Consider the following 21,790-nt stretch of genomic DNA (forward strand, 5'->3'; position numbering starts at 1 on the left):
TTTCAACTCTTCCTTAAATATAATCATTGAGGGGTGTTAATTCCGACACTATCCCGTGAATACAAGGTAGCATCAAAAGTGAGTCGTTTTACAAGATCAGCAATTGAACTAACCGAAACATCATGTCCTCCGAACGGTTCTCCTTTTAATGTAACTTCGTAATCTACTGGACCACTAGTAAACCAACCTGGACGAATTACGGTGTAATTCAAATCTGAAGCTTCAACAACATCAGCTGCTTGTCGATATGAACTTAGGACCGAATTATATTCTAAATTCCCATTGCTTCCAATTGTTGCCGGAATCTCATTATAGATTCCCATCGAGGTAATAAATAGCAAGCGGTCAATTTGATTACGTTTCATTGCTGATACAATATTTTCAGCATATGTTCCTAAATTACCACTAAGTGCTACAAATACGACGTCTTGCTTTTTCATCGCCTGGTCTAAATCATGGGCTTGGTTTACATCACCAGCCACCACTTTTTCACGACTACCGGGTTTTAATCGGTTGGCACTTCGAGCAAAAAGGGTTAAATTTGCATCTGTTTCACTTAATAAAGTTTGTCTTACTGCATTTCCAATCGTTCCTGTTGCGCCAATAATTAATACGTTCATGATAATCCCTCTCTTTATAAAATCACTTATTTTTTAAGACCGATATTTAAAGTAGCTCCGACTGAAATCAACATAAATACGGCCATAATGATGATAGCGTGGTCATATGATAATACTGGGCTAATTAAATTAGCTGTCAGCGCGGTGATAATTGAAAGTCCCACTGAACTACCAATTTGATGAACCATATTTACTACACCTGAAGCCGATCCGGCAATTTCCTTATCCGTATTTGCTACTCCGGCTACGGTTAGAGGGCTCAATGTAAATCCTTGACCTATACCAATAATCACCATTGGAATAGCTACTGACCACCAATATCCTGCTTGTATCCCTATCACAGCGGCGAAAACCAATCCAGCTAAGGTAATTACCGTTCCAGCAATTAAAATCTGAGTATTAGTAAACTTTTCGTTTAACCGTGATACCAATGTAGCAAAAACAAATTGAGGTAGTGTTTCTGGTAAGAATCCTACCGCTGCCATTAATGGCGTAAAGTGATAAACCTGTTGCATCGCTTGTGGCGTTAAGAAGAAGTATGAAATCATTGCACCTAAGAAAAAGAACCTTGCAATATAAGCACTACTTCTTTCTCGATCTTTAAATAGTTTTAATGGTGTAACCGGGTGCTTAGAAACTTTTTCTTGCCATACAAATAAAACCAAAAGTAAAATCCCGGTCATAACCATGGGTACCGGATGACTAGCTCCATTAATTCCATAAACAAGGGCAGTAATTCCTAAGACTGACAAAATCGAACCTAACCAATCTAATTTTCCTTCTACCTTTTTACTTGCTGGAATATATTTGAGTGTTAACACAATCATCAGTATCCCTACGGGCACGTTAAGTAAGAAGCCCCAGCGCCAACTAGCGTAACTAGCAATCAATCCACCAACAACTAATCCAATGCTGGCACCTAATCCACCAGTAGCACCATAATATACAATCGCTCTGGTTCTCATCTGATCTCGATAACTATCCATTAACAAAGCTAAAGTGGTTGGAGCAAGAATTGCCGATCCAATTCCTTGTAAGGCTCGCATGGCGATAATCATTAAACCATTAGTTGATAAACCAACCAATAAGGATCCTATACTAAAGATTACCAACCCGATTAAAAAGACATTTCTTCGACCAAAAATATCTCCTGACCGTCCACCAATCATTAATAATCCACCAAAGGTTAATGCATATGCATTAGTTACCCACGATAATTCCGAAGCCGACAAACTCAAGTCTGCTGCAATCTTTACCGTACTTGTAAAAACAATTGAATTATCCAAAAGAATCATAAAATAACTAATTAAAATAATTGGTAAAATCATACCAAATTTCTGTTTGTTCATTCCTATCACCCGCATCCAAATTTTTATTATGTAATTATTCTACAAGCTCCCCCATTCTTAACCAATTTCGATTCTTACCAATTTTCATAAGTTTTTCTTATGGATAATCAGGGTTATCCCACGTAAACCTGAAACCCATTTCCATACAAAAAACCACTACTATATGGAAAATTGCATTCCATCCTAGTAGCGGTCCATAAACCAAGAACAATCTATCAATTATTCAATTTCACCGCGGAGCACCCGATCAATCATGTCCATCACTCCACTATCGTTGTTATCCAATGGTGTAACCAATTCGGTGGCGTCCAGTGCTTCTTGTTCTGCGTTTTTCATTGCATAGCCTAGTCGCGCATGATGCAACATGGCTTCGTCATTTTGGGTATCACCAAAAGCCATCGTTTCATCCATCGAAACTTTCCAACGATTTTGTAATTGCTGAAGTCCATACGCTTTAGTAACATGGGGCATCGTAATGTCAATTCCATTGAAGCCACTCATCACACTTCCCAAGCTATCCCCTAAAGCGGTTTTTAACAGTGCGGCTTGTTCACGCACATTATCAATATCAACCCAATGGGCATCAATCTTATAAATTGGATCTTTAATGTCTTTAAAGTGATCCACTGGGGTTAATTGGCTGTAAAAATACGAGCTAACGGGCCATTCCGGATTATCCATTTTCATATTAGTAAATGCACGATGTTGGCTCGACAGAATCAGCTCAACGCCTTTAAACATCGGAGTCGTCAATAAGTACTCAATTGTGTCGTGTAATAAAGCCGGTTTTAGCGGATTATCGTCTAAAATTTTCCCTTGTTCAATCGTAAGGGCACCATCTTCGGCAACAAAGGTTAAGTCACCCTTAATGCCAGCAAATACTTCCTGACAATGAGCCATCTGATTTCCACTCGCTACTACAAATTTAATTTTTCGTTCATTAAGTTTGTCTAACTGAGCTTGAAAACGTTGATGGTCAAAATCCTGTTGATCATTTAGAAAAGTTCCGTCGATATCACTTGCAATTAATTGAATACCCATGGTGGCCTCCTACATATTAGCTTTTTACAAATTATTTTTTACTAGGGTTAATTGGTTTTTCAACCTTTTTACCAACTTCCATTTTGTCATTGTAGCCCCAAACGTATGCTGCAATAAAGGCAATAATGGTAGATACAACTGAGGAAATCAAGAAAATCCAGAAGCTGCTTAAATCAGACGGATTGCTTGGATTAAAGAAGGATGCAAAACCAATCCATGAACCGGCAAATCCGTACATATTACCATGGAACAACCCGGTTATAAATCCACCAAATGCTGAACCAATCAATCCAGAAATGAAGACCCTTCTATAGCGGAGGTTAACCCCGTAAATAGCGGGTTCAGTAACTCCACAAAAGGCTGAAATGGCAGCCGCAAATGATAAACTCTTTAAGTTAGTTTTCTTAGTCTTAATCGCCACGGCTAAAACAGCTGCACCTTGTGAAATCATGGTTTGGCAAATCAAAGCATTTAAGTAACTGTGTCCCGTGGTAGCTATGTCATTAACTACCAATGGAGTAATTCCCCAATGCAAACCAAAGATTACCAATACTTGATGGAAACCACCTACTAGAATTCCTGATGCCCATCCACTATGAACCAGTACCCATGAAATCATTACCGCAATCCATTTAGAAATGCCGACAATGACTGGGCCAGTAATATAAATCGTAATTCCACTAACAATCAGAATTGTAATAAATGGAACAAAAATCATGGTTAGATAACTTGGTAAATGTTTCTTCAAATAATTTTCAATTTTAAATGCCAACCAAGCAGCTAAAATCATCGGGAAAATCGAGTATGAATATTGGACCATTGGGAAGTTAAATCCACCCAACATCCCTAACGATTTTCCAGCCAACGGAGTTAGCGTAGGATGTACCAATACCCCACCAATTACGGCTGCGATGATTGGATCTCCACCAATGCGTTTTGCCGCAGAAAATCCTACTAAAATTGGGAGGAAGAAGAAAACTGAATCGCCAATGGCATTTAATATGATGTATAAATTACTTTTAGGACTTAGTAGTTCCCCAATCTGTGGCATCGTTAAGACTGATAATAATCCCTTGAGAATACCAGCTGCCGCCAATGACCAAATCACTGGGCTCATCGAACCAGTAATTACACCAATAAAATTATTAAATCCATCTTTTGTTTTTTCTAGGAAATTCCGGTTATCAGGGCCTTGTGGTTGCGTAGCTTTAACGGCTTGTTCGGTTCCTTCTTCATCCCCAAATTCTGTCCCTAATTGGTCAATAACTGCGTCATAAACATCGACTACATCTGGACCAATCACTACTTGGTATTGACCTTGAGCACGCATAATATCAATAACATGGTCGTCATTTCGAATAATATCATCATCGGGTTTATTAATATCCTTCAAATAAAAGCGTAAACGAGAAATACAGTGAATCACACTATTGATATTGTCGGGTCCGCCCACTGCATCAATTACTTTTTGAGCTGTTTTTTCAAAGCGATTACCTTCATTACTTTTAGAACGCTCCACTTTTTCTGAAACCGTTTTTAATTTTAGATTTGCAACATTTTTTCCTACTTCAACTGTATCAGCTTCAATTTCCAACTGCTCTAACACTTCACTGCTATTAGTGATTGCAAAGATTATAGTAGTTTGCTTGCCATTATTACGCACTAAATCTAAGTCCCAAGTTCCTAGGCTACTTCCTGCTTCTACATGATCGCCAACTTGAACTTTAAGATCATATGGGGTGCCCTTTAGTTCTACGGTATCAATTCCGAGATGTAGCAATATTTCGACACCACTATCAGTTTTAATACCAATTGCGTGCTTACTATCAGCTACCATCATTACTGTCCCAGCCACAGGAGCAACTAGATTACCGTTAGTAGGTTCTAACCCAAAACCTCCCCCCATCATTTTTTGGGCAAAAACTTGGTCTTCTACTTGTTCAAGTGGAATCACCTTACCACTTGCTGGTGCTACAACTATGAGATTATCATTTGTTTTTTTCATAAGATTATTCCTCACATGCTCTAATATAATTTCAATATATTTGTAAGCGCTTGCTATTTAACATGCTTTTATCATAAACTTGTATATACAAGATGTCAACAATAAAGATAGCGCCTTTAATTACAGGTTATTGATAAATAATAAATTATATTACCTTGTATATACTAGTTACATCATGTTAAAATGTAAGCGTTTCTAAGAAAGGGGTAGCTCTTGTATGGAAAGTAAATACGATTTAATAAAACAAGATATTGCCAATAAAATTATTCATGGTATCTATCCTGCCGGTTCTTATTTACCTAGTGAAAACGAACTTTGCGACCTATATGGAACTTCACGTGAAACTGTTCGAAAAGCTTTGGTGCTCTTGCTAGAACTGGGCTACATTCAAAAAATTAAAGGCAAAGGATCAATCGTCCTCGATGTTTCTAGATTTGTTTTCCCAGTTTCCGGTATCAAATCGTTCAAAGAGCTCAATCAATCACAAAATATGCATTCAACTACAAAAGTACTTACATTAGAGCCTCGTTTGGTGCCTACCAAGGATTTTGGTCTCGATCAAAATAGTGAGTTAGAAGCTACTTATATTGAACGTTTAAGAACCATTAATGATGAACCCATCATTATTGATATAGATTACGTACTCTCAAAGGTAGTTAATGATATTCCAAAAATGGCTGCTGAAAATTCTCTGTATGAATATTTCGAAGACCAACTTGGACTGGATATTAGCTATGCTACTAAAACCATCACGGTCGAAGAGCCTACTGAACGCCAACGTCAATTATTAAAAATTCCACCACACAAAGACGTCGTAGTAATTCGAAGTATGACTTATCTCAATGACACCACGTTGTTCCAATTTACCGAATCTATTCATCGAGCTGATAAATTTAGTTTTGTTGATTTTGCTAGAAGACAAAAATTGAAAGGACACTAACTATGAATTTTAAAAATAAGGTTATTTACCAAATTTATCCCAAATCATTCTATGATTCTAACAACGATGGCATTGGAGATTTACAAGGAATTATCAAAAAAATTCCTTATATTGATAAGTTGAATATCGATATGATTTGGTTCAATCCTTTTTTCGTTTCTCCTCAATACGATAATGGTTATGACATTGCCAATTTCTATGAAATTGACCCTGTCTTTGGTACGATGTCAGCTTTTGAAGAATTAGTCCGTAAATTAAAGGAAATCCATGTCGGAGTTATGCTAGATATGGTGTTAAATCATATTTCTACTGAGCATGAATGGTTTCAAAAAGCCTTAGCTGGCGACGAACACTATCAAAAATACTTCTACATTCGAGATCCTAAACCAAATGGTGATTTACCCAACAATTGGACTTCTAAATTTGGTGGACCAGCTTGGGCTAAATTTGGTGATACCGGTAAATATTTCTTACACTTATACGACGAGCATCAAGCCGATCTTGACTGGCATAACCCTGAAGTTCGCCAAGAACTTTTCAAGGTCATTAATTTTTGGCATGCCAAGGGGGTTAAGGGATTCCGCTTTGATGTAATTAATGTGACTGGAAAGGACGTAGAGTTAACCGACGCTCCTGAAGGCGTAGAATCAAAATTTATGTATACCGATACACCTATCGTTCAAAGTTATCTTAAGGAAATGCATCAAGCTGCACTTCAAGACCCTGAAGTAATTACCGTAGGAGAGTTTTCTTCAGCTTCAGTTGAAAATGGTGTGAAATATACTCGTCCGGAAGAACATGAATTAACCATGGCTTTCACCTTCCACCATTTAAAAGTAGATTACGACCACGGACAAAAATGGACGAAAGTTCCTTTTGACTTTGCTGCACTTAAAAAGACGATAAATACTTGGCAAGTGGGCATGGATGAAGGTGATGGATGGAACGCCCTCTTCTGGAATAATCACGATCAGCCTTGGGCCTTAAATCGCTTTGGAGATTCTGGTAAATACCGAGCTAAGTCTGCCGAAATGCTTGCCACCACGATGCATTTGCTTCGTGGAACGCCCTATATTTATCAGGGAGAAGAAATCGGCATGGTCGATCCAGATTACCAAAACATTGACGAATATGTTGATGTAGAAGCCTTAAACGCTTATCAACGACTCTTGAAAGAAAATAAATCTCCTCAAGATGCACTTGAAATCGTGAAGTCTAAAGCTCGCGATAATAGTCGAGTTCCTATGCATTGGGATGATTCCAAATATGCTGGCTTTTCTGAAGTTCAACCTTGGTTAAAACCAACTAAGCAAACTGAAATTAACGTTGCAAATGAACTAGAACACGGTGAAATTTTTGCTTATTACCAAAAATTAATTCAACTTCGCCGAGAATTCTCCATTATTTCTGAAGGAGATTATCAATCCTTTGAACTTAATCACCCTTCTGTATTCGCTTATATTCGTACCTATCAAGACCAAAGCTTGTTGGTTCTCAATAACTTCTATGGAAATGATGCTACCATCTCAATTCCTAGTAAATACACCACTGAAACTGCTAAAATCTTGATTAACAACTACGAGACTAATCCTGAATTAACAACAACGCTGAAATTGAAACCTTATCAATCCATAGCAATTCTGATTTAGTGCAATAAAATAAGTCCTTCAAGTTAACTAAGTAGCTTGAAGGACTTTTATTATCTAGCATTAATTTTAATTTCATGTTTATACTTGCACCAATAAATATTTAAAGTAGTTTCTCAAATAATCCGAAGTGGCCAGACCATCTTCGTATAGTGTGATTCGATAACCATCGGCATTTAACGTGAAAGTGTTACCTCCGATAAATTGCCCCTCAGCAACGTATCCTACATCGTCTAAATTGAATTTCATTCTTGTTATTCCTAAACCATTTGAAAAAGTTAAGATCATTTTTTCATCGTTAAACTTAACTTGAGCATATCCAATCTCTCTGGTACCTTCTGAAGTCACTTCTACATACGTATACATATCAATCATCCTCCTTTAAACAGAGCATAATCTATGAAACGCGTACCATAGCAAGCCTTAAGATTGCTAAGTTAAAATATTGGTTGTGGAACGCGTTTCATACTTTAAAATGAGGGTATGGACCTTAATCGAATTTAAAATAGGACTTGATAATAATGACTAATATTAGAACCATTGCTAAAAAATCTGGATACTCAGCATCTACCGTTTCCCGTTTTATCAATCAGAGTGGTTATGTCTCTGACAAAGCTAGTAAGGAGATCAAACGGATTATTGACGAAATGGACTACGTACCCAATGCCATTGCTCGTGACCTGAGTAAGGGCCAGACGTTTACGATTGGTGTGGTAGTACCTCATATGCGTCATCCCTTTTTTTTCTGAGTTAACCCATGGAATTATGGACTTAGCTTTTGCTGCTGAATATAATGTTCTTTTTTTGGAATCTCAGTATGACGAAAAGTTAGAACAAAAACATTTAGAAAAACTTCACCGAAAAGCCTTTGATGCGCTAATTTTTATATCTCGCAAATTGCCACTAACTGAATTAATCAAATATCAAAAATATGGCCCCATCGTATGCTGTGAAAATCCACAGGGCAATCCCATTGCGGCTGCCTATACGCTCCGTGAAAGTACCTATCAACAGGCGTTCGAATGGGTTAAACAAGGTGGCTATAGCAAAATTGCTATTATTTTAAGTCGTCCGTACGGAAACAGTGCCACGAGTAAAATTATTTTTCACTCTTACAAAAAAGTTTTTGGAACTTTCCCAGACTCCAATTTAGTCTATACGGATTGCTACAATTACAATGATGGCTACCAATCCGCTCATTTAATTGCAAGAGATACGCCAGATTTCATTTTTGGTAATAGCGACGATATTATTGCTGGCATTTATCAATACTACCTAGATAATAATTTAGAGTTGCCGGCCTTAATGGGACAGGAAAATCAAATATCTGGAAGTCTATTAAAAATCCTCACGATTGATCACCATCTAAAAATGATTGGTCAAGCCGCTTGCGAACTTGCTATTACGGGCGCTATCAAATCGGTTTCCATCGAGTCAGAATTTATCATCAGATAACGTCATCCTAATATCACATGCTGTAGTAAAATGAGACGATGAAGTCATCATCTCATTTTTTGTTATAATGACTTCTATAAATTTTATTCATAGGAGATTAGGTAGTAACCTTGCAAACATTTTACACAATTGCACTACTTTTAACAGGTGTAATCTTATCTAATATTATTAAACAACTTGTGCCTCGAATTCCCGAAGCATTTATTTTAATTATCGTTGGAGTAATCCTATCATTTACCCCAGCATTTCATAATTTTGAATTAAGACCAGAATTTTTTATGTTAGTGGTTATTGCACCTATCATGTTTATAGATGGTCAAAAACAATCCTTCAATCGAATTCGCCAACGTTTTCGCGTGGTATTTTTTCTGTCGGTAGTTTTAGCTGGCGCCAGCGCTTTAGTTGTTGGAATCTTAACTAATAATTTTGAAACCAAATGGACGCTACCAGTGGCCATTGCCCTAGCAGCCATCGTTACTCCCACCGATGCGGTTGCTGTTAAATCGATGACCAGCGGAACTGCCATGCCCGAAAATGTTAATGAAGCTTTAGAACTAGAATCCTTATTTAACGATGCCACTGGACTGGTAATCCTTGATTTAGCTTTATCTGTTTTACAAAATGGAACTTTTTCAGCAATTACCGGAGTCGAACATTTTATTTTTGTCGCGCTTGGTGGCGTAATCATTGGAATTATTGCCGGCTTTTTAATTGTTTCTCTTCGCGTTAATTTAAACATGCGCGCTAATAATCCGGAAACTATCATCATTCCGATTAGTCTGTTGACCCCTTTTCTCGTCTATCTTTTAGCTGAACATTTGGGAACTTCTGGCATTCTAGCCGTCGTTGCTACTGGAATGGTTCATAATTGGGAATCTGAACGCCTCCGTTTAACTTCAACTCGAGTTCAGCTTACCTCAGCAACCGTCTGGAATACTATCTCAAGTTTCCTAAATAGCGTCGTTTTCTTATTCCTTGGAGTGACTTTACCGATGGTTTGGAAAGATTTTATCCAGATGGGAACGATGACGATTGCTCAATTAATTGGTATTAGTTTACTGATTTATCTATCAATGCTAGCTATCCGTTACTGGTGGTCTGTTCATGAAAATCCAGACAATCCTGACCATTTCTTAGGCCCACATGACAAATCCGTGCATCAGCTATGGTCAAGGATATTTGCAATTAGTGGTGCGCATGGGACCGTGACTTTGGCGATGGCCTTTTCACTTCCTACTAGAATCGGTGGTCATCCCTTCCCTTATCGTGAAGAATTAATTGTGATTGCCACGCTAGTAATTTTAATTAGTATGTTAGTCAGTGCTATCAGTCTTCCGCTGATGCTTCCTGTCAAAACGACGGAATATTCACTCGCTGATATCGATCATGTTCGTAATAAGATGGTGGATTATGCTACTTTACAACTACGTGATACCATCGATGATCACGCGGTTCGTGAGGCTTTAACGGAACAGTTGCAGTCCCAAAAAGGGGCATTGAATGGCCAAATTATTGATTTTGATGAATATCAGGAGTTAATGTTTGAAACCAAAGACTTCATTGTCACTTACATTCATGGACCTTCAATTTCAGCTAAATATAGTTTAGAAGTTGTTAATATCTATGAAAAAATTCTAAATAATTTTGTAGCTCCTAACTTTAATCCTCGGGAGCACTTTGCTAACCGAGTACATTATATATTTAAAAAGAACTTTAAAAAGGTATCAGGTCTTTGCAAACACGCCCTCTGGCACGTCAAAAATGGGCAAATTACCAAACATCAACGTACCGTTGCTCGTCAAAAATGGTTGGCTGCTCAACCTTCGGATACATTCCAACAACGTCTGGACGTTCGGGATGCTCTTTTGGAACTCAACAATGAAGTGATCGACTCTACTGATAAATACTTAGACGATGTTTTGCGTGGTCGCTTATTACGTAAACAAAGTAATAACCAATATATTAACCTCGTTCGTAGATCTATCAATCGATACTGCTCAATGGTTCGTCATGATTATAATAAACAGGCAGTCTTTGTAAGTAGCGATTTATACATTCAAGCCTTTCAGCAAGAATATAACTTTATTCAACGTGGAGTAAGCCGTGGGGTTATTACCCCAGAAATGGCAACTGTGCTCTATGATGAGATTAATCAAGCTCAATCACTACAATTACAACGTACTCAACAGCTTCAAATTATTACATCTTAAGCATTTTAAAAACACCTCTTGCGCGTTACTTATTTATAAGTAGCACATAGGAGGTGTTTTAGTTCGAATTAAATTAATTTAAACAAATTTTGAACTTCATTTTAAGTTTGAATGTTAGCAGGTGCTATTCAAAACCATGATTAATACCCGTATGTTTCATATGGCTATAAAATGTAACTCGGAAATGATAATTTATCATAAAATAATCCCCTATTAACTTTTTTCTAGGTACATTTTTATAAAAATTTAATTTCAAATTCAACGGGATAATCTTATTTTTATCTGCATTCAGATTTAATTTATTTTTAATGCTAACCATAAGTAATTAATATATAATTATGGTTGTACAAAATCGGGTTTAGCTACTTTTCAGTGGGAAGTTGATGTTACTAATTAAGTTATCGGATGTTATAAAAGAGAGGTGTAAGTAATGAATAAATTTTGCCAAAGCTGTGGAAGACCACTTACTACTACAAATGCTGGCACTAAAGCCAACGGTGACTCATCAAATTACTATTGCATTTCATGTTATCAAGATGGAGCTTTCACTGACCCTACCCTTACTATTGATGACATCAAGGCGAAAGGGATTAAAGAAATCAAACAATCAAAAATGAATATATTCAAAAAAATATTTTTATTAATTTGTTATCCATCTCGACTTCAGCGACTAGATCGTTGGCGGGAATCCTAAATTAATTCAGTCATTTTAAAGGTTGACCAAAATTTGTAAGAGCATTTTGCCTACTTTAAATGTGAATAAAAATGATATCATAAATAAAGTTAAGGTCTTATTTCAAATTACAGTTCCCTCACTTAGGTAAGTTTTGATAACAGTTCGATTCTGTTAGAGGGATTCAGAGAATTAATCTCTAAAAAAAACTAGGAGTTGGTTGATTTGCTTAAAGAATTTAAAGAATTTGTTTCACGTGGAAACGTCCTTGATTTAGCTGTCGGTGTTATTATTGGTGGAGCTTTTACTTCCATCGTTAAATCATTAGTTAATTATTTAATTAATCCTTTAATTGGTTTATTTATCGGCGGAATTGATTTTTCAGATTGGGTACTTAAGGTAGCCGGAGCTACTTTCAAGTTTGGTAGTTTTATCAATGCTGTCATTAACTTCTTAATCATTGCATTTGTTGTCTTTATTTTGGTTAAATTAGTCAACAAGTTTCTTCCTAAGAAAGAAGAACAAGAAGACGATGAAGCTGAAGCAATTGAAAATAGTGAAATTTACCTTAAAGAAATTCGCGATGCATTAGTAAATAATCCTGAATTACTTTCCAACTTAAAAAACAAAGAAGATTCAACTAAATAACCTAAAAAACGTTTCTTGAGAGTTTTCTCAAGAAACGTTTTTTTACTAAAGTTATTCAGTTCTTAAAGCAATTGCTGCATCTTTTTTAGCAGCCATTCTAGCTGGAATATGTCCACCTAAAATAGTTAACACAGCACTAACTATGACTAAGAGAATGGCATGAACTGGATTTAATTGAGAGACTCCACTTAAACCAGTCATCTTTTCCAGTACGACATTAATTGGGAAAGTACATAACCAAGCTACCACAATTCCGAAAAGTCCTGACCCAATCCCTAAGATGGCCGTCTCTGCATCAAAGACACGGGTAATATCTTTCTTACGTGCTCCTAGAGCTTTCAATACACCGATTTCTTTAGTTCTTTCAATTACAGACGTGTATGTGATAATTGCAATCATAATCATTGATGTAACTAACGAAATTCCTGTAAAAGCCACCAAGACGTACGTAATGGCATCCATCATTCCACCAGTCAGTTTTGAAATACTACCGGCCATATCCGTATATACAATTTGATCCGCTTTTTTCTTGCCATCATTATATTTATCGAGGTAGTCTAAGACCCGGTCCTTCTTCTTAAAGTTACTTGGATAAATTTGGATAGTACTTGGTGTTTCACTACCACCCAACATCGTTAGCATCTGGTTTTTGGTAGAAGCATCCATTGTTTCACCAGTCATGATATTCTTTTTGCTAGCTGCTTGAGCTTTTACAATATCAGAATCTTTATTATCTTCGTAAACGGATTTGGTTAATTGATCACTGTAGGCGATTCCGTTGGATAATAAGCCATCGCTATTCTTAGATTTCACCCGTAAGATACCGACAACTTTTAGCGTTTTAGTATCTTTAGCATTCGCCATTGATGCATACCTATCACTAGGAACATAGTTACCAGTTGGCAATTTTTTATAGTAAGTATTATTAGTTACCAATTTGGCCGTTTTACCGATCAATTGATTGTAATCAAATTTTTGGTTAGTTTTAGCTGTAATTCCAAAGTTCTTTAAAGCTGAGATGCTAATCTTATTATCGCGATCCGCAATTAAAACAACATCAGTAGCCTTCTTTGGATAACTTCCAGATAAAACGTGATAATTCTTCTTTAAGAAGCTTTGATTTCCATCACGATCAATGGGATAAACTGAGCCACCCACACCTGTAACAGAAGCCATCATTGAACTTGTATCTACTGTCTTAGCATCGGGATCAGCATTACTAAACTTAACCGTTTGCCATTTACCATCTTTTTGGCTAATTAAATTCATTCCGGTACTGTAAGTAACCGCAATATTTTTAGTGTATTTTTTAGGCATTTTCTTGACGTAATCTAGGTACTTCGAATCTATTTTATTTACGTGTTGGGCTTTATCCGATTTACTCAAATCAGCTTCCACATACTTATGTTTGGAGAAGCTACTGTTTTGACTGTCCGTCATTGCTGCACTTGAATCTGAAGCAACGGCCCCAATTGAAACCGGCATAGAAGCCATCGTATCACTTTGGGTTTGGTCAATTTGTTTCTGGAAACCATTTGATAAGGCCAAAACAATCGCAATACTGATAATTCCAATCGAGGAAGCAAAAACCGTCAAGAATGTCCGACCTTTTTTAGTCATAATATTCTTAAAAGAAAGTTTCAAAGCTGTCCAATAACTCATCTTAGTATGTTTAAGCTTAAAGTTGGTCACTTCATCATGCCCATTATAAGGGTTGGAATCTGTTTGGATTTTACCATCAGCAAATTCAATAATTCGGTCAGCATATTGGCGAGCCAATTCTGGATTATGAGTAACCATTACTACCAGACGTTCTTTAGATAGTTCTTTAATTAATTGCATGATTTCATCTGAAGTCTCTGAATCAAGAGCTCCAGTTGGTTCATCAGCAAGCAGAATTTCTGGATCATTGGCAATGGCTCGGGCGATAGCTACTCGTTGCATCTGACCACCCGATAGTTGGTTAGGTCGCTTGTTCATATGCTTCTCTAAACCAACTCGAATTAAAGCATCTTTAGCACGGCGCTTCTTTTCTTCTCCACTCACGCCTGATAAAGTCATCCCCATCTCAACGTTATCAATAATCGAAAGATGACCAATAATATTGTACGATTGGAAAATAAATCCTACAGAATTATTGCGGTAGGCATCCCAATCTGAATCTTTAAAGTCGTCGGTTGATTTTCCTTCAATAACCAAATTACCAGAATCATAGCGATCTAAACCGCCTATCATATTCAGCATAGTGGTCTTACCAGAACCAGAAGGTCCTAAGATTGCTACAAATTCTTGATTACGGAAAGAAACAGAAACGTCATCAAGGGCTTTGGTGGTTGTTTCACCGACCTTATAGTATTTCTTTAGATGTTTTAACTCTAACATATACGCTACTTCCTTTTTCACTTGGTTATGTTAATTATAGACAATAGTTAACAATTGTCAACCATTAATCAAAGTTAAATTAATGTGCTATAATAACGTTATATAAATATTTATAGGAGGTGAACTACCCAATGGATAATAAACCTTACCAATCAGAATGGGATCAGTTACCAGAAAACGTCAAAGTAACCGCGCAATTATTCGGCACACTTGCTCAAACTATTTTTAGCTATTTTAACGATGAAACTATTAAAATATCGCCTTTGAATTTTATGATTTTAATGGATATTTTAGGTAATCCTGGTACCTCCATGTCTGAATTGGCTAAAAGAGTCGGTATTTCTAAACCACAATTAAGTCGGAGCGTTAGCAAATTAGAAGATCTACACATGATCAAAAGGGTCCACAACACGGAAAATCGGCGTAACGTTAATGTTTACCCCGACAAAGAAGGTAGTGATTTAATGGCGCAGCAATTTCTTCGGGTTGCCAATAGATTGGATAAAACCCTTAGTGCCCTTTCTTCAGAAGACCGTGCTCGCCTAGTTCCTTTAATGACGGAATCACTTGAGATTCTATCCAAGGCTGGTATTGTTCAACAATAATTTGTTTACGATTTATGAAAAAAGAGCCTTACAAGTAACTACTTGTAAGGCTCTCTTTAACTTCAATTTAACTTAATTTTTTGCTCAATTTTTGTTACAAGGTCGCTAACCTCACCATTACTATAAGTGACTAAGTTCGTAATTGTCGTTTGATCAATTTTAGGCGAGCTAGTTTGCAACACTTGTTTATTAATTGCAATTAATATTTTAGGATCTGACGCAAACTTTGAAAGTTCTTCAACTTCGCCAGTAACAACATCCACGTCTACAATTCCCACCTTTACGAGCGCCTTTTTTAGTTTATTCACCAACCTCGAATCGAGCATCGCTTCCACTACGGGTCCTGCCCCATTTGACGTCTGTAAAATACCAACCATTCCCGTATTGATAACTACAACTTTTTCAACCATGCTATCCTACCCTACCTCCAATTTTATTAGAAAACAAAATCCCCCAAATCAATTGTAGTTGATTTAGAGGATTTTGCTTCACTTATTTTACTTAGTAGTTGTTTTAAGAACTAAGGATTCTGGTGTAACTAATGCATTACCTTTGAACTTCATCACCCGAACTGCATCCATGTTCGTAACGATGACGATCATTGGTGTCTGCTTACCCGCATTTTTAATTGCGTCTAAGTCAACTTTAGCTACAACGTCACCATGTTTAACCGTTTGTCCATCTTCTACCTTAACATCGAATGGAGCACCATTTAATTCAACAGTGTCGATTCCCATATGAAGAAGGATTTCTAAACCAGCATCTGTCTTGAAACCAATTGCATGTTTAGTAGGGAATACTGATGTAATTGTTCCATCAACTGGAGCAGTAATCGTTCCATCAGTAGGATTAATAGCATATCCGTCACCCAACATCTTTTGAGCAAACGTGTCATCAGGAACTTCCTCAATATCCATGTATTGTCCATTAGCAACACTATAGAACTCTTCCGTAACATCCCGTTTAATACCATCAGCAACCGTTTCTTCTGTTGAAGCTGTTTCATCAGCAGTCTTCACTGAAGAAATTGGGGCCTTAGCATTCTCTAATTTTGCAAGTGCATCTGAAACGAATTGAACTTCAGTACCAATAATAATTTGTAGATTATTCTTATCAATCTTATTCAATCCTGCAGCACCACTGCGTTTGATTGCATTTTCATTAATATTATCTGTATCATTCAATTTAAGACGAAGACGTGTTGTACAGTTGTCCACGACTTGTAAGTTGTCTGAACCGCCTAGAGCAGCGTAGATCTTTTTAGCTTGAACAGTATACTTATCATCTGAATCATTAGTTGCAACTTCTTCAACACCATCGTCCTCAGCTAATTCTTCGCGACCTGGGGTCATCAAATGGAATTTCTTAATCGCAAAATCGAAACCAAAATAGTAAATTACAGCCATTACGAGGCCTTGAACAATTAACCATAATGGTTGGTTAGCGATCGGGTTCTTCAAACTAAGCACATAATCAACTAAACCGGCACTGAATGCAAAACCAGCTGTCCAATGCATAAATGCCGCAAATGCGAGTGAAAGACCAGTAAAGATTGCGTGCAATACGTATAGAGGCCATGCAACAAACATAAATGAGAATTCAAGTGGTTCTGTAACACCGGTGAAGAATGAAGCAAATGCAGCAGCTAACATCAATGATGCTGTAGTTGCTTTGTTTTCAGGACGAGCATTTTTGTAAATAGCGTAAGCTCCGGCTGGAAGTCCAAACATCATGATTGGGAAGAATCCAGCTTGGTACATACCTGTAACACCCTTTGTACCTTGAGAAGCCAAGAATTTACCAATATCATTAATCCCAGCCACGTCAAACCAGAATACGGAATTCAAAGCTTGATGTAAACCAGTTGGGATAAGGAGACGGTTGAAGAAACCGTACAATCCAGCACCAACCCAGCCTAAGTTCAAGATAAACTTAGCAAACGCAACGAGAGCGCCGTAAACTGGTGGCCAAACAAATAGTAACACTACACTGACAAGTAGCATAACAAGGGCAGCCATAATTGGTACTAAACGCTTACCACTAAAGAAGGAAAGAGCCATCGGTAATTTTGTTTCGTGGAATCGATTGTATAATGCTGCAGCAATCAAACCAGCGATAATACCGATAAATACATTTCCAATTTGAGCAAACGAAGCATCAACGGCTGTAGGTTTGATGTTCATTAATGTAGCAACCGATTCAGGCTTTAATACATTGACCGGTAGCTCAAAGGCAACTAACCCAGCGAGGGCAGCAGCCCCAGATTGATCGACAGACATCCCGAGGGCTAAACCAACGGCAAATAATAGCGGTAGTTGACCTAAAACAGCGTTACCACCGGCTTGTAAGAAATGAGCAACTACGTCATTACTGTAAGAAGCCCACCAGTTACCAATACCAACCAACAAAGCGGCGGCAGGCAAAACGGCTACGGGAAGTTGTAAAGAACGACCCATGCGTTGCAAATATGCTTTCATGAATAATACCTCCAAATAGAATATTGAATAAATGCGATAATCCAATTCTATGTTAGTGGAAACGCTATTTCAAGCGTAAATTATTGGTATAATCCGCTTTATAGGGCTTATTTTATAAAAATTAAAATTGGTATATACCTATTATCGGTTTTTGAAAGCGCTATTTTAAGAAAAAACTACATATTTAAATTTACCGTGGTCTAAAGGACTAAAGTTTTTCAAAAAAATATTGGTTTCAACCTCCGTAGACCGCTTTTTTGAACAACCATTAAATCCTTGTATCACTATTCCCTATCTATTGTTTGCTCAATATCAATCATTTCCAGTAGCCCCGTTGCACATTCACTACCCTTATTTCCGGCTTTACCACCCGCTCGATTAAGAGCCTGTTCCATATTTTCTGTCATGAGCACTCCAAACATCACCGGTACTTTTCCTTCTAACGCTATTTGAGCGATTCCACTTGTTACTCCTGAACAAACCGATTCATAATGCGATGTTTCACCTCGAACGACTGCTCCTAAAGTAATTATTCCATCTACATTACCTTTCTGGCTTATTTTTTGAGCTACGCGTGGAATTTCAAACGCTCCAGGTACCCAATAAATATCGATATCTTCCTTGGAAACTCCATTTTGAGCTAAAGTTTGAAAAGCCCCATCCAGTAAACGCTTTGTCACTAAATCATTAAAACGCGCTACTATGATCGCGATTTTAAGTTTACTTCCATTAAAAGTACCTAAATATTCTGTCATTTAATCCATTCCTTTCAATAAATGATGCATTTTTTCTTTTTTAACTTTTAAATAGCTTCGATTTTCGGGGCGTGCTGGGATTTGGATTGTCACTCGCTCCTCTACCTTGATACCCAACGTTTCTAATTGTTTAATCTTGTCAGGATTATTGGTTAGTAAATTAACTTTCGTGATTCCTTTTTTTCTTAGAATTGCAGCAGCTACTCCATAATGCCGTTCGTCAGCTTGAAATCCTAACTTCAGATTAGCTTCAACTGTATCCATCCCTTGCTCTTGAAGTTCATAAGCCTTTAATTTATTAGCAAGACCAATTCCTCTACCCTCTTGACGTAAATACAACAAAGCTCCTCTTCCACGGCTTTGGATTTCCTTTAAGGAACGTTCTAATTGCTCACCACAATCACATCGCTTGGAACCAAAAATATCACCAGTTAAACATTCGGAGTGGATTCGAAGTAACAAGGGTTGAACTTCAGATAGACTTCCTTTAGTTAAAAGTAAAGTTGGTTCCTGCCCAGCCCCCGTATCAAAAGCTTCCATCTCAAATTCCCCATATTTAGTAGGTAAATGGACTTTCGCAACCGATTTAACTATTCCAGCATCTTTCATATAACGATATATTTTAATTTCTTCAATGGTTAATAGTGGCATTTGCATTCCTTCGGCCAAGGATTTAAGGGTGTTTCGACGGGCCATTGTGCCGTCTTTTTTCAAAACTTCCGTAATGTAGGCTACTGGCCGAACTCCAGCTAACTTAGCCAGATCAACTGCCGCTTCAGTATGCCCACCTCTTGCTAGCACCCCACCTTCTTCAGCAATTAGGGGAAAGACATGCCCTGGATGATAAAATTCACTAAATTTAGCTTGGGGATCCGCTAACTTTTGAATGGTTTTAGCGCGGTCAAAAGCTGAAATCCCTGTTTTAGTGGTTTTAGCATCGGTACTGATGGTAAACGCCGTTCCAAAAGCATCTTCCGCATTAGTAACCATTGGTGATAATCCCAATTTTTGAGCTATCTCCGCACTCATCGGTACGCACAACAGTCCTCGAGCATTGGTAACCATCGTATTGACTGCTTTTGGGGTAACATATTCGGCCAACCCCACCATGTCTCCTTCACTTTCACGATTTTCATCGTCCGTTATGATAATGAGGCCGCCATTTTTCAAAGTTTGTAGAGCATTTTCAATTTTTTCGATTATTCTATTTTTCATTATTTACACCACGATTTTCGTTTAAAATGTATTTTCCTAAAATATCAGTTTCAACATTCACAACATCATTAGCCTTTAAATTACCTAGCGTGGTTACTTGTAAGGTATGTGGAATCAAACTAACTTCAAACAGTTGCTTCTCCACCGCTGAAACCGTTAAACTCACTCCATCGATGGTGATCGAGCCCTTTTCGACCACGTAATCTATATAGTCAGGATTAATTTCAAAGGTTAGGACGATTGAATTTTCATTTAACATCCTGTTAACTAATTTGGCCGTTGTATCTACATGTCCCAAAACAAAATGACCATCTAAGCGGTCTGTGGCTAGCAAAGCCGGTTCTAGATTAACCTCCATTCCATCTTTCATATTCGCAAGGCTCGTTCGATGGGTTGTTTCGGGCATTACTTCGACGGTAAATCCTTCGTTTAAAATGCTAGTAATCGTTAAACAAATCCCATTGATGGCAATGCTATCTCCAATTTTGCTATGAATTTGGTGGGTCATCGGTGTGGCAATCATAATTTGCGCGGTTGCTTGATTGCGTTTAATCTGGCTGATAATGCCTTTTGCTTTAATTATTCCAGTAAACATCTATACTCTCCTCAGTCTAAATTTCATATCTGGCCCCAATTCCATTTTTTCAACTAACTGATATGCATTCGATTGATATGGTAATTGAGTAGGGTTAAATATCGCTGGTAACCCCGTCGCTCCGTAAATACGTGGTGCAAGATAGACATTAATTTCATCCACCAGACCGCTTGCTAAAAACTCGGCGTGAATTTGACTCCCACCTTCAACTAAAACACTTTGAATCCCTCGTTTAGCCAGTAGCGTTAGGATTTTATTGGGGGTCCACCGATCAGAAATCACTTCTACGTTATTCGGCCACTGTCGTCGAGTTACGGATGAAGTAAGTAATAAGATTGGATCTGCTGTTTTAAAAAACGCATAATCTTCGACTTTAAGTTGATCTACATCTCTTATCAAAACCATTCGCCAAGGTTGCTGATAAACAGCGATTTGGCGGACTGTTAATTGGGGATGATCAACTTTTAATGTGTTTTCACCAACCAAAATTGCTTGATATTCTGCCCGTAATTGCTGGCTGTCTTGATAGGCTTCTTTACCAGTAATAATGCTGCGTTGGTTGGCCTGCTGGTTAATTTTTCCATCCAAAGTCATGGCATACTTTACATTTACATACGGACGCTGATGCTGATAGAAAAAATTGTATTTAACATTTAATCCTCCAGTTTGGTTTAAAACTTTTATTTCAATTCCAGCATCCCTTAAAATTTGAAGTCCTCGACCCGCGACTAATGGATTCGGATCTTTTTGACCAACTACAACTGCTTTAATACCTACTTCAGCTAACTTTTTAGCACAAGGAGGCGTCTTACCAAAGTGACTGCACGGCTCTAGGCTGACGTACATCGTAGCACCTCTAGCTTGTTTTAGATCATCTAAGTGCTGCAAAGCATCAATTTCAGCATGAGCGGCTCCAAACTGGTGGTGATACCCTTTAGCTAAAACCACGTTGTTCTTAACGATTACCGCTCCCACTAAAGGATTCGTCCACGTTTGATACTTCCCTTTCTCTGCCATTTCGAAAGCTAAATTCATATAATCTTGTTCACTAATCAAAATCACCCCACGAAAAAAGCCCCACACAAAATTTGTGCGGGGCATGATTTTTGATAGCTAAATAAGACTCCATACGAGCATGTACGCCAAAAAGCGTACAAAAGAGTACGAAATTTAA

20 protein-coding genes are annotated in these 21,790 nt (G+C 37.6%); 8 read left to right on the forward strand and 12 right to left on the reverse strand.

The features are described 5' to 3' along the window. Positions 1 to 23 precede the first annotated feature (23 nt). The 4 genes from HFC68_RS04170 to HFC68_RS04185 form a co-directional block, all read right to left on the reverse strand. Positions 24 to 623, reverse strand: coding sequence for an NAD(P)H-binding protein (locus HFC68_RS04170; protein WP_171030518.1), 600 nt, complete (start codon positions 621 to 623; stop codon positions 24 to 26). Between the two features lie 23 nt (positions 624 to 646). Beyond that, positions 647 to 1,969 (reverse strand): MFS transporter, encoded by a 1,323-nt coding sequence (locus tag HFC68_RS04175; RefSeq protein ID WP_011673895.1) that lies wholly within the window; start codon positions 1,967 to 1,969, stop codon positions 647 to 649. Between the two features lie 219 nt (positions 1,970 to 2,188). Continuing rightward, on the reverse strand, positions 2,189 to 3,010 hold the full coding sequence (locus tag HFC68_RS04180) for a Cof-type HAD-IIB family hydrolase (RefSeq protein WP_002834287.1): 822 nt from the start codon (positions 3,008 to 3,010) through the stop codon (positions 2,189 to 2,191). Positions 3,011 to 3,041: 31 nt separating this feature from the next. Next, the gene (locus HFC68_RS04185; RefSeq protein ID WP_167399697.1) at positions 3,042 to 5,015 is read right to left on the reverse strand and encodes a PTS glucose transporter subunit IIABC; all 1,974 of its coding nucleotides are present in this window, start codon (positions 5,013 to 5,015) and stop codon (positions 3,042 to 3,044) included. A gap of 217 nt (positions 5,016 to 5,232) precedes the next feature. Between HFC68_RS04185 and treR the strand changes: the two genes are divergently transcribed. Both treR and treC read left to right on the forward strand, forming a co-directional pair. Continuing rightward, positions 5,233 to 5,955 (forward strand): trehalose operon repressor, encoded by a 723-nt coding sequence (gene treR, locus HFC68_RS04190; protein WP_011673897.1) that lies wholly within the window; start codon positions 5,233 to 5,235, stop codon positions 5,953 to 5,955. 2 nt (positions 5,956 to 5,957) lie between these two features. Then, a complete protein-coding gene (gene treC, locus HFC68_RS04195) occupies positions 5,958 to 7,604 on the forward strand; it encodes an alpha,alpha-phosphotrehalase (protein ID WP_011673898.1) in 1,647 nt (548 codons plus the stop codon). Between the two features lie 78 nt (positions 7,605 to 7,682). On the opposite strand, the gene HFC68_RS04200 is transcribed toward treC, so the two are convergent. Next, on the reverse strand, positions 7,683 to 7,967 hold the full coding sequence (locus HFC68_RS04200; protein WP_011673899.1) for a hypothetical protein: 285 nt from the start codon (positions 7,965 to 7,967) through the stop codon (positions 7,683 to 7,685). 155 nt (positions 7,968 to 8,122) lie between these two features. Between HFC68_RS04200 and HFC68_RS09415 the strand changes: the two genes are divergently transcribed. The 5 genes from HFC68_RS09415 (at position 8,123) to mscL (ending at position 12,587) form a co-directional block, all read left to right on the forward strand. Continuing rightward, a complete protein-coding gene (locus tag HFC68_RS09415) occupies positions 8,123 to 8,350 on the forward strand; it encodes a LacI family DNA-binding transcriptional regulator (protein ID WP_306106533.1) in 228 nt (75 codons plus the stop codon). 16 nt (positions 8,351 to 8,366) lie between these two features. After that, entirely contained in the window at positions 8,367 to 9,056 is a 690-nt protein-coding gene (locus HFC68_RS04205; RefSeq protein WP_306106532.1) for a LacI family transcriptional regulator, read from the forward strand. 110 nt (positions 9,057 to 9,166) lie between these two features. Beyond that, positions 9,167 to 11,266 (forward strand): sodium:proton antiporter, encoded by a 2,100-nt coding sequence (locus HFC68_RS04210; RefSeq protein WP_167399698.1) that lies wholly within the window; start codon positions 9,167 to 9,169, stop codon positions 11,264 to 11,266. Positions 11,267 to 11,696: 430 nt separating this feature from the next. Next, positions 11,697 to 11,960, forward strand: coding sequence for a zinc ribbon domain-containing protein (locus HFC68_RS04215; protein WP_011673902.1), 264 nt, complete (start codon positions 11,697 to 11,699; stop codon positions 11,958 to 11,960). A gap of 204 nt (positions 11,961 to 12,164) precedes the next feature. After that, positions 12,165 to 12,587, forward strand: coding sequence for a large-conductance mechanosensitive channel protein MscL (gene mscL, locus HFC68_RS04220; RefSeq protein WP_002834294.1), 423 nt, complete (start codon positions 12,165 to 12,167; stop codon positions 12,585 to 12,587). 51 nt (positions 12,588 to 12,638) lie between these two features. Here mscL and HFC68_RS04225 read toward each other — a convergent pair whose 3' ends face one another. Beyond that, positions 12,639 to 14,969 (reverse strand): ATP-binding cassette domain-containing protein, encoded by a 2,331-nt coding sequence (locus HFC68_RS04225; protein WP_160211255.1) that lies wholly within the window; start codon positions 14,967 to 14,969, stop codon positions 12,639 to 12,641. Between the two features lie 131 nt (positions 14,970 to 15,100). On the opposite strand from HFC68_RS04225, the gene HFC68_RS04230 reads away from it, so the two are divergent. Next, positions 15,101 to 15,574, forward strand: coding sequence for a MarR family winged helix-turn-helix transcriptional regulator (locus tag HFC68_RS04230; RefSeq protein WP_002833827.1), 474 nt, complete (start codon positions 15,101 to 15,103; stop codon positions 15,572 to 15,574). A gap of 62 nt (positions 15,575 to 15,636) precedes the next feature. Here the strand turns inward: HFC68_RS04230 and HFC68_RS04235 are convergent, their stop codons facing one another. From HFC68_RS04235 to ribD, 6 genes are all read right to left on the reverse strand, one after another. Continuing rightward, positions 15,637 to 15,984 (reverse strand): hypothetical protein, encoded by a 348-nt coding sequence (locus tag HFC68_RS04235; RefSeq protein WP_002833828.1) that lies wholly within the window; start codon positions 15,982 to 15,984, stop codon positions 15,637 to 15,639. 87 nt (positions 15,985 to 16,071) lie between these two features. Then, positions 16,072 to 18,051 (reverse strand): N-acetylglucosamine-specific PTS transporter subunit IIBC, encoded by a 1,980-nt coding sequence (gene nagE / locus HFC68_RS04240; protein ID WP_011673904.1) that lies wholly within the window; start codon positions 18,049 to 18,051, stop codon positions 16,072 to 16,074. 284 nt (positions 18,052 to 18,335) lie between these two features. After that, a complete protein-coding gene (gene ribH / locus HFC68_RS04245) occupies positions 18,336 to 18,806 on the reverse strand; it encodes a 6,7-dimethyl-8-ribityllumazine synthase (protein WP_011673905.1) in 471 nt (156 codons plus the stop codon). Next, positions 18,807 to 20,021, reverse strand: a complete 1,215-nt coding sequence (locus tag HFC68_RS04250; RefSeq protein WP_011673906.1) for a bifunctional 3,4-dihydroxy-2-butanone-4-phosphate synthase/GTP cyclohydrolase II — start codon at positions 20,019 to 20,021, stop codon at positions 18,807 to 18,809. Further along, entirely contained in the window at positions 20,011 to 20,616 is a 606-nt protein-coding gene (locus tag HFC68_RS04255; RefSeq protein ID WP_011673907.1) for a riboflavin synthase, read from the reverse strand. Before HFC68_RS04255 ends, HFC68_RS04250 begins: the two co-directional genes overlap by 11 nt. Then, on the reverse strand, positions 20,617 to 21,678 hold the full coding sequence (gene ribD / locus HFC68_RS04260) for a bifunctional diaminohydroxyphosphoribosylaminopyrimidine deaminase/5-amino-6-(5-phosphoribosylamino)uracil reductase RibD (RefSeq protein ID WP_011673908.1): 1,062 nt from the start codon (positions 21,676 to 21,678) through the stop codon (positions 20,617 to 20,619). Between the last annotated feature and the right edge of the window lie 112 nt (positions 21,679 to 21,790).

This window comes from Pediococcus sp. EKM201D (genome assembly GCF_011800215.1).
GTDB lineage: Bacteria > Bacillota > Bacilli > Lactobacillales > Lactobacillaceae > Pediococcus > Pediococcus pentosaceus.